Below are 8,708 nucleotides of genomic sequence, written 5' to 3' on the forward strand. Positions count from 1 at the left end.
GTTCACAGAGGGCCAGACCGAGCCGCGCCGAATTTGAGAAAGCCTCGTCGCCTACGGCTCCTCGTCTTTCTCAAATTCGCACATATAACCTTCGTCATATTTTTTCGGGTGAAGTGTCACACATCATTGACGACTCTACATTTTCTAAAAAAGCACGCGCATGATTTTTCTTGTCAAATGTGCATATTTTTGATAGAATAAATTTATTACACCACACGGGAGGGACCTAATGAAAAGTGCAATATTCGATATGGACGGCACAGTGCTTGATTCCATGCGCGAATGGGACAATTTGAGCGCAAATCACCTTTTATCCTTGGGCGTTGAGCCGCCTGCCGATCTTACCGATACTATAAAGGAAATGAGCCTAGAGGATTCGCTTCAGTATCTTATGAAGCGCTTCGGACTTTGGCGCACGAAAGAGGAACTGCTTATGCAGATGCGCGAGCAGATACATATAATGTACCGCGACCGCGTAGAATTAAAGCCGTATGCGCTAAAATATCTCGAAAAACTGAAAAAAGACGGCATACCGTTCGGCATAGCAACGGCAACGCCCAAAAAATACGCCGAGGAGGCGCTTACGCGTTTGGGCGTTTACGATCTGTTCGACTTCGTGATATGCGAGGACGACGTCGGCGCTGACAAGCACAGCCCCGACATATACCTTGAAGCCGCGCGAAGACTAGGCACAGAGCCTTGCGATACCGCCGTGTTCGAAGATGCGCCGTATGCGGCGCGCACTGCGAAAACAGCCGGCTTTATCGTGTACGTAATAGAGGACAAATCGTTTATAAAGCGCAAGGAGGAGCTTTTGGCGCTCGCCGATAAATATGTAACCGGCTTTGACGAGCTTTTATAGGCCGTAAAACATATTGACATATCAGAAAAAATCGGATAAACTGATTAAAAATCATACTTTTTGACTGCATCCCCGCAGTCAAGACGATAGAGGCGCGGCGATCATAAGTACGCTTTTTATGATGTCAGGCAAAAACAAAAGCGAAAAGGGATCGGCCGCCGAAGTGCGTCTCTTTGATGCCTGAAACGAAGAACGCGCTGGGACGGCGTATAATATGCGCCGTACTGTCACATATTGTGGAGCGCTGTCATGATCCGGTCTGTAAGGCTTAAAGCGCCCCTGCGCGCTTTAAGCTTTTTATTTTGAACCCAAATATAAAAATAAATAAAGGAGAGGTTATCAATGAATTTAAAACGCATACTTGCGCTTCTTCTGGCTGCAGTAATGGTATTTGCTTTTGCTGCATGCTCTTCAAGCCAGAAGGCGTCCGACGACGCAGACGCGCAGGCAGAAACTCAGGAGAACACGTCTTCGGATGCTTCCTCGGAGAAAAAAGTATTAAGAGTAGGTATGGAATGCGCATACGCTCCCTACAACTGGACTCAGTCTACCGACGAGAACGGCGCCGTGCCGATCCAGGACAGCAGCGACTATGCTTACGGCTACGACGTAATGATGGCAAAGTACATCTGCGACAAGCTTGGCTGGGAGCTTGAGATCTACCGCACCGACTGGGATTCGCTCCCCTTGGGCGTTCAGTCCGGCAAGCTCGACTGCGCTATTGCAGGTCAGTCTATAACTTCGGAGAGACTTGAGACCGTAGACTTTACCGTGCCCTACTATTATGCATCGATCGTCGCTCTTACCAGAGAAGATACCCCGTATGCAGAGGCTACCGGCATATCCGGCTTAAAGGGCGCAAAGGCTACAAGCCAGATAAACACCGTATGGTACACCGTATGCCTGCCCCAGATAGAGGACTGCGACATACAGCCCGCTATGGAGACGGCTCCCGCAATGCTCGTAGCGCTCAACTCCGGCAAGGTAGACCTCGTTACGACGGACATGCCCACCGCACAGGCGGCGCTTATTGCATATCCGAACTTCCGTCTCTTGGACTTCAACGAGAATCCCGAAGATAATTTCGTAGTTTCCGAGGAAGAAATAAACATCGGTATCTCCGTACAGAAGGGCAACGACGAATTAAGAGAAGCCATCAACAGCGTTCTTTCCGAAATGACTGCCGAGGACTTCAACAGAATGATGGACGAAGCTATTTCCGTTCAGCCGCTCTCTTCTGAAGAATAATTCATAATGCAAAAAATATAGGGCGGAAAAAACCGCCCTATATTTTTTAACGCCTTACATTTTTTGAAAGGAAGCTGAAAAATGTTACCTCCCGATTTTTTGGGACGTTTGTTGTTTCTTTTGGACCGTTACGGCGTGTCCCTCCTTCAGGGCGCGGGACGAACGCTCGTTATAGCTATTATCGGCACCGCGATAGGATGTCTTATCGGCTTCATCGTGGGAATAATACAAACAATACCCGTATCGAAGAATGACAATCTGTTTAAGAAGATCATACTCAAAATAGTAAGAATCATCTTGGCTATATATGTCGAGGTTTTCCGCGGCACGCCTATGATGGTTCAGGCAATGTTCATCTATTACGGCTCGCTTCAGTATCTGGGAGTAGATATGACGATGTGGGCCGCCGCGATATTTATCGTTTCGATAAACACGGGCGCATACATGGCGGAGACCGTCCGCGGAGGTATCCTCTCTATCGACCGCGGGCAGACGGAAGGCGCCGCCGCCATAGGCATGAACCATTTTACCACTATGGTATACGTTGTGCTGCCGCAGGCGCTCAGAAACATAATGCCGCAGATAGGCAACAACCTTATCATAAACATAAAGGATACATGCGTGCTCTCCGTTATAAGCGTAGTCGAGCTGTTCTTCGTTTCGAAGGGCATCGCCGGCGCGTACTACACTTACTTCGAGACGTTCACTCTCACGATGGTGATCTACCTTATCATGACCGTCGTATGCTCTCGCCTCCTCATGCTTCTTGAAAAGAAGATGGACGGCCCCGACACCTACGACCTTGCGACGACCGACACTCTTGCCCACACGAGCGGTATGATGAGCTATCACTCACAGAAGGAAGGCGGCGAAGTCTGATGTCTGAAAGAAAGCCTATACTTGAGATAAAGCATTTAAGCAAGAGTTTCGGCAAGAACGTCGTTTTAAAGGATATCGACTTCGAGGTCTACCCCGGCGACATAACGTGCATAATCGGCGCGTCCGGCTCGGGCAAATCCACTCTGCTTAGATGCATAAATCTGCTTGAAACGCCGACGAGCGGCGAGATAATCCACGACGGACAGAACGTGCTTGAAAGGCACGTGAACGTTCCCGCCTACCGTGCGAAAGTCGGCATGGTGTTCCAGAGCTTCAATCTTTTCAACAACATGACGGTGCTAAAAAACTGCATGGTCGGCTGCGAAAAGGTACTTAAGGAGAGCCGCGAAACGGCGTATAAAAAGGCCATATTCTATCTTGAAAAGGTGGGCATGGCTCCGTATATAAACGCAAAGCCGAAGCAGCTTTCGGGCGGCCAGAAGCAGCGCGTCGCCATTGCCCGCGCATTGGCGATGGAGCCGGAGGTGCTCTTATTCGACGAGCCGACAAGCGCGCTCGACCCGCAGATGGTCGGCGAGGTGCTCGAGGTCATGCGCGCGCTTGCGAAGGAAGGCCTTACGATGCTCATCGTTACGCATGAGATGGCCTTCGCGCGCGACGTTACGAATCAGGTCGTGTTCATGGCCGACGGCGTTATCTGCGAGCAGGGAACGCCCGAGGAGATCTTCGTAAATCCCTCAAAGCCGCAAACGCGCGAATTTTTGTCGCGATTTATGAATAAATGACACATGCTCAAATCGGCAGGCATGCAAAAAAGGTGCATGCCTGCTTGTTTTTTGTATTCTTAAAGCGGCAGCTTCAATATCAGCACGGACGCTATAGCAAGAGCCGCAAAAGCTAATATGACCCATCTAAGCTTTGATCTTCCCTTGTCTTTGCTTCTTTTTTTCTGAGCAACATAATACTTTGCCGTATATGCGCTTAAAACCTTGCGCGCTTCCTTTACCACTTCTTCCGAATCGTCTATATATCCCGACTCGCCCTTTGGCGTCAATATGAATATCGCCTGCTCGAACAGGTCGCTTTCCACATCCGATACTACGACAACGCTTCTTCCGATACCGCCTAACATATGCGCCACTTCCTTTGTCACTTTGTTTGTATATGCCTATTTTTAACTTGACAGCGCGTTTTTATAACAGTCGTGATAAAAGTTTTTTACTTGCGTCATATTATGCATACAAGCGCGCTCATATCATCAAGCGCGGACTGCGGCGACGTATTTCTCGCGCAGCGCACTATCTCCCTTGCCAAATGATGCGCCTCATAAAACTCGAACCGCTTGAGCATATCGCATAAAAAGGCGTCTCCCGCGGCAAGCACTCCGTCCGACACCATAACTATGATATCCCCCTTTTCAAGCGTAATATACGACTTGCTCATATGCGCCTCCTCCAATACTCCCACCGGCAGAGAAGATGCGTCTATGCGCATCACATGGCCTGCGCGCAGTACATATGTCGGCGCGGCGCCAAGCTTTAAGAACTCGCATTTACCCGTATAAAGATCAAGTACCGCTATATCGACGCCCGTCACGCTCTCCTCGTCAGACTTTAGCATCATAGCGGAATTTAAAACAGCCACCGCAGTATCGTTGTCAAATCCGGCAGCTATCATGCGTCTTATCACGCTTGCCGCAATACGCGAATCTTCGGACGCTCGCCTTCCGCTGCCCATGCCGTCGCATAACCCCAGCACCAGCTTGCCCTTATCTGTTTTAAATGCGTCCGCCGTATCGCCCGAATACTTTTCACCCTCCTTTGTCTCCCCGTAGTATGCATAAACGGGCGAGAGCGGTTCGGGTACGCTCAGCGTTATCCGCATTATTCCTTCACGGCGCGAAACGCCCGTGCGTGTAAGCGATACTCCGCATATTAAAGAGACCTCGCGCCTTAAAATATCGCGGTCCATGCAAAGCGTTTCGTTTTCAAAAAAGTCCATCTCCACGCTTATCCTGCCTCCCTCCCTCTCCATAACGAGAACGGAGCGCGGATGTACCGATATGCTCCTTAAATATTCTATTATCTTTTCCTCCGCGTCTATATTGAACCTTATATTCTGTGAAAACTCCTTTGCAACATTGTTCATCGCGCCCGAAAGCGAAGAATACTGCTGCAATGTGAGCTTTCTCGTGCGGCGCTGCTTCTGGGCAAGCTTTCTTCGCATGAGCCAGTCTCGGTAGGAATCGTTGAGCACATCGGTAAAGATGTCGATATGGAGGCACTGTGAACGAAAGCGCTGCGGAAAGTCTTCTTCATATACCATTTTCTTTCTCGAAAGCGCCTCCGTTACAAAGTTGAGCGCATCCAGCGTTTCGGGATAGCGCTCCTGCCAGCACACCTCCATGAGCGCGCAGCTGCGGCAGGCGCGCCGTCCAGTCATTTCAAATACGGTTGCCACATTGTTGAGATTAGTTTTAAAAAGCCTGTCCTGCGCCGCGCATACAGCATTGCAGACGTCTTTGTATCCCGAAGACATCTGCCACAATCTGTCGCATATAAGCTCCCGCATACGCTTGTCATACCGCGCGTCGCGGCCTTTTTTAACAAATACGCCGTTTATATGTACTACAGCCTGTTTTGGGCATATAAGCGCAGCCGCCGCGCCCACAAAGGCGCAAAGAGTCAAAAGCAGGCCCGAATGCGGACTTAAAAAATAAAAACTCATAACACAGGCGCACAAAAATGCTCCTATAACGCCCGACTGCCGATTTATCCCGGCAAGTACGCCGCACAGAACTGCCGAGACGGGATATACTGCGCACATTCCAAGAAGGCTTCTGTCGGAAAGCGCCAAAAAAAGCGCGAACAAAATACAGAACAGCGCGCTGTACCCCGCCGCGCCTGCCATGGCCAATATAAAGGCTGCCGCAAATGCGGCCATGTGTCCCGCGCTTGCCGCGCCGCAGTCGGGGCAGGAAAGCGCAAAGCAAAGTGCAGCCAAAAGATAAATAAAACCCGAAAGCTCGCGCTTGTCGCTTATTCTCATAGAGCGAAAATTCCTGACAGCGGAAAGCCCCGATATAAAGAGATATACCGACAGTGCGCCGAGCGCGCATTCAGAGACAAGCCTTATAAACGACGCCTCGCTCATATCAAATAAGCCCCACATTAAAAACGACGGCAAAAAGATCGCCGCGGCGCAGACAAGCGGACGCACTGCCTCATGAAGCTTACGCTTTCCAAGCGCCGTATTTACTATGAATAATATTCCCAGGCCTATCATATATTTATATATCATTATTTCTCCCGCCACGCTGAGATACCCAAGGGCGGCTGCCGCGCATGAGGCCATTGCCCGCCTGCCGCGTCCGTAAGCGGCAAACAGGGCCGTGCCCAGGGGCGCGATATCAGAAATCATGACTGCGCGCGCCAGAAAAAACGCCATCGCCGCCGGCAGTATATATACTGATACTGCCGGTGAACAAACAAGCCTTCTTATCGTCCGGCTCACGCCTTGTTCTTTGGCGTTTACAAAAAAATCACCAAGCTGCATAAAAAAACACCTCCGATTGGCAATAACTGTAAAGCAATTATACTGCCCTTCGTGAGATGTTTTTGTCTTAATATGACGATGTTTACATAAAAAATCTACATAATTTTGTCTTTATATGATATCGCGCTTTTCGTCTGCATTCACGCGCCGCGCAACGATATATCTGGGGCGGCGTTTTATCTCGTCGTATATCCGCGAAACGTAGTACCCTATGATCCCTAGGCTCAGCATTATTATACTGCCGGAGAAAAGCAGAATGAGTATTACCGTCGTAAAGCCCTCAAGCGACTGACCCATAAAAAAGCGCACGAGCGTCTGCACCGCCAGTATCACTGTAAAGATAAGAAATATAAAGCCGCAGACCGTTACTATCTGCATCGGCGCGGAAGAAAAGGACGAAACGGAGTTCACGCCGTATTTTAACAGCTTGAAGAACGGCCATTTTGTCTCGCCGCTTTTTCGCGGCTCTACATCGAACTCCACCTGCGCCGTTTCGAAGCCTATCCAATTTGAGAGAGCGCGAAAGAAAGTGAACCGTTCCGGCAGTCTTAAAAGCTCCTCCACGGCGATGCGCGACAAAAGCTTAAAATCAGACGAGCCTGTAAGATCCAGGTCTGTCGTTCTGTTGAAAAAGCGGTAAAAGACCTTTGCAAACAGCTTTGATCCGAAAGTTTCTTCTCCTCGGCTGCGCTTTATCCCCTCAACAATTTCAATATGCGGATTTTCGCGCCAAAGCTCGTACATTCTGCGCGCTGTCTCAGGCGGGTGCTGAAGGTCGGAGTCCATAACGATGCAGGCGTCGCCATCCGCCAAAGAAAGACCGGCGAATATCGCCGCCTCTTTTCCGAAATTGCGCGAAAAGCTAAGGCCGCAGACTCTCGCGTCAGTTTTTGATATGCGCTCTATCTCCCGCCATGTCCCGTCGGTCGAGCCGTCGTCAACGAAAATGAACCGCAGATCCGAGTCGGCGCCCGAAAAAGCCGCGTCGATCTTTTCTATCGCCGCCATGATATTCTCCGCCTCATTATAGGCCGGTATTACAAAAGAAAGTGACTTCATGATAAAATCTCATTTCTGAAAGCTTTACAAATTATTTTATCATAAATTTTTTATCTTTTGTCATCATATACGATTTTTTTAAATCAATGCGGCATATAAATCAAAGAAAAGGAGGTCATAAAGGAATGTACGGTATCATCAAAGGCAGAAAAGCGGTCGCTTTATTCGTTTTCGCCGCCGCGCTCATCATCTTAGGCGCGATATACGCCGAAAAAAGCGAAAGTGTCTACGCGCGCGCGGGCGAATCGAGAGAAGTGCCCGTCATCATGTACCACAGCTTACTTATAGACCCCGCGCGCACGGGCGAATACGTGGCGACTCCCGATTCGCTCAGAGAAGACCTTGAATATTTAAAAAGTCACGGATATGAAACGGTCTTCATATCCGAGCTCGTCTCGTTTACGAAAAGCGGCTCTCCCCTTCCGAAAAAGCCCGTGGTAATCACGTTCGACGACGGATTTTTAAATAACGTCTCATATGCGCTGCCCCTGCTTAAAGAGTATTCCATGAAAGCCGTTATATCTCCCGTCGGCGCATACTGCGACGTATACGCCGAAAACTGCGACAGAAATCTCTACTATGCATATATGACGTGGGACGATATCAAAGAGGCGGCGCAGTCGGGATATATAGAGATAGGCGACCATTCTTACGATATGCACAGCCGCCGGCCGCGCTTCGGCGCGTCAAAGAAAAGCGGCGAGGACGATGAAACTTACGCGCGCCTCCTTTCGGACGATATAGAAAAAATGCAGTCGAAACTGAAAGAGAACAGCGGCGTAGACTGCATCGTATATACTTATCCCTTCGGGGCGGTATCATCGGAGGCGGAGGCCGTTTTAAAGGCGCACGGCTTCGAGGCGGCGCTTACTTGCCGCGAGAGCGTGAACACCGTAACGCGCGGCGATACGGACGCGCTTTATTCGCTGGGACGCTTCAACCGCTCCGGCCTTTTATCGACGCGGGAGTTTATGGACAGGGCGGGCATAAAATAGCCCGCCCGTGGAGGCCGTCCCGAAAATTGTGTAAACCTCCGATAAGGTGTAAAATAGAAGCACCATATTGGAGGTTTAATTATGAGCAGCAGAAGAAAACGCAGTTCCGAGGAACGAGCACGGAGGGAGAAAATTCGTGAATTGCTGCA

The 8,708-nt window shown here is 49.7% G+C and carries 8 protein-coding genes; 5 read left to right on the forward strand and 3 right to left on the reverse strand.

Features of this window, described 5'->3' with window-relative positions; translation table 11 throughout:
* Window positions 1-229 precede the first annotated feature (229 nt).
* From IJG50_05110 to IJG50_05125, 4 genes are all read left to right on the forward strand, one after another.
* Complete coding sequence (locus IJG50_05110) at window positions 230-862, forward strand: HAD family phosphatase (protein ID MBQ3379229.1); 633 nt, start codon at window positions 230-232, stop codon at window positions 860-862.
* A 342-nt stretch (window positions 863-1,204) separates the two neighbouring features.
* Complete coding sequence (locus IJG50_05115; GenBank protein ID MBQ3379230.1) at window positions 1,205-2,110, forward strand: transporter substrate-binding domain-containing protein; 906 nt, start codon at window positions 1,205-1,207, stop codon at window positions 2,108-2,110.
* A gap of 81 nt (window positions 2,111-2,191) precedes the next feature.
* A complete protein-coding gene (locus IJG50_05120) occupies window positions 2,192-2,989 on the forward strand; it encodes an amino acid ABC transporter permease (protein ID MBQ3379231.1) in 798 nt (265 codons plus the stop codon).
* Between the two features lie 17 nt (window positions 2,990-3,006).
* Window positions 3,007-3,735, forward strand: coding sequence for an amino acid ABC transporter ATP-binding protein (locus IJG50_05125; GenBank protein ID MBQ3379232.1), 729 nt, complete (start codon window positions 3,007-3,009; stop codon window positions 3,733-3,735).
* Between the two features lie 59 nt (window positions 3,736-3,794).
* On the opposite strand, the gene IJG50_05130 is transcribed toward IJG50_05125, so the two are convergent.
* The 3 genes from IJG50_05130 to IJG50_05140 all read right to left on the reverse strand — a co-directional run bounded on the left by IJG50_05130 (window position 3,795) and on the right by IJG50_05140 (window position 7,564).
* Window positions 3,795-4,082, reverse strand: coding sequence for a hypothetical protein (locus IJG50_05130; GenBank protein ID MBQ3379233.1), 288 nt, complete (start codon window positions 4,080-4,082; stop codon window positions 3,795-3,797).
* 95 nt (window positions 4,083-4,177) lie between these two features.
* The gene (locus IJG50_05135) at window positions 4,178-6,505 is read right to left on the reverse strand and encodes a SpoIIE family protein phosphatase (protein ID MBQ3379234.1); all 2,328 of its coding nucleotides are present in this window, start codon (window positions 6,503-6,505) and stop codon (window positions 4,178-4,180) included.
* A gap of 111 nt (window positions 6,506-6,616) precedes the next feature.
* The gene (locus tag IJG50_05140; protein ID MBQ3379235.1) at window positions 6,617-7,564 is read right to left on the reverse strand and encodes a glycosyltransferase family 2 protein; all 948 of its coding nucleotides are present in this window, start codon (window positions 7,562-7,564) and stop codon (window positions 6,617-6,619) included.
* 125 nt (window positions 7,565-7,689) lie between these two features.
* On the opposite strand from IJG50_05140, the gene IJG50_05145 reads away from it, so the two are divergent.
* Window positions 7,690-8,559, forward strand: a complete 870-nt coding sequence (locus IJG50_05145; GenBank protein MBQ3379236.1) for a polysaccharide deacetylase family protein — start codon at window positions 7,690-7,692, stop codon at window positions 8,557-8,559.
* The last annotated feature ends 149 nt before the right edge of the window (window positions 8,560-8,708 follow it).

The sequence above is a fragment of the Clostridia bacterium genome, from assembly GCA_017405765.1.
Lineage (GTDB): Bacteria > Bacillota > Clostridia > Oscillospirales > RGIG577 > RGIG577.

Coding starts and splice junctions, on each gene's coding strand:
- IJG50_05145 (MBQ3379236.1), top strand. CDS start 7,690: ATGTACGGTATCATCAAAGGCAGAAAAGCGGTCGCTTTATTCGTTTTC.
- IJG50_05110 (MBQ3379229.1), top strand. CDS start 230: ATGAAAAGTGCAATATTCGATATGGACGGCACAGTGCTTGATTCCATG.
- IJG50_05115 (MBQ3379230.1), top strand. CDS start 1,205: ATGAATTTAAAACGCATACTTGCGCTTCTTCTGGCTGCAGTAATGGTA.
- IJG50_05140 (MBQ3379235.1), bottom strand. CDS start 7,564: ATGAAGTCACTTTCTTTTGTAATACCGGCCTATAATGAGGCGGAGAAT.
- IJG50_05130 (MBQ3379233.1), bottom strand. CDS start 4,082: ATGTTAGGCGGTATCGGAAGAAGCGTTGTCGTAGTATCGGATGTGGAA.
- IJG50_05120 (MBQ3379231.1), top strand. CDS start 2,192: ATGTTACCTCCCGATTTTTTGGGACGTTTGTTGTTTCTTTTGGACCGT.
- IJG50_05135 (MBQ3379234.1), bottom strand. CDS start 6,505: ATGCAGCTTGGTGATTTTTTTGTAAACGCCAAAGAACAAGGCGTGAGC.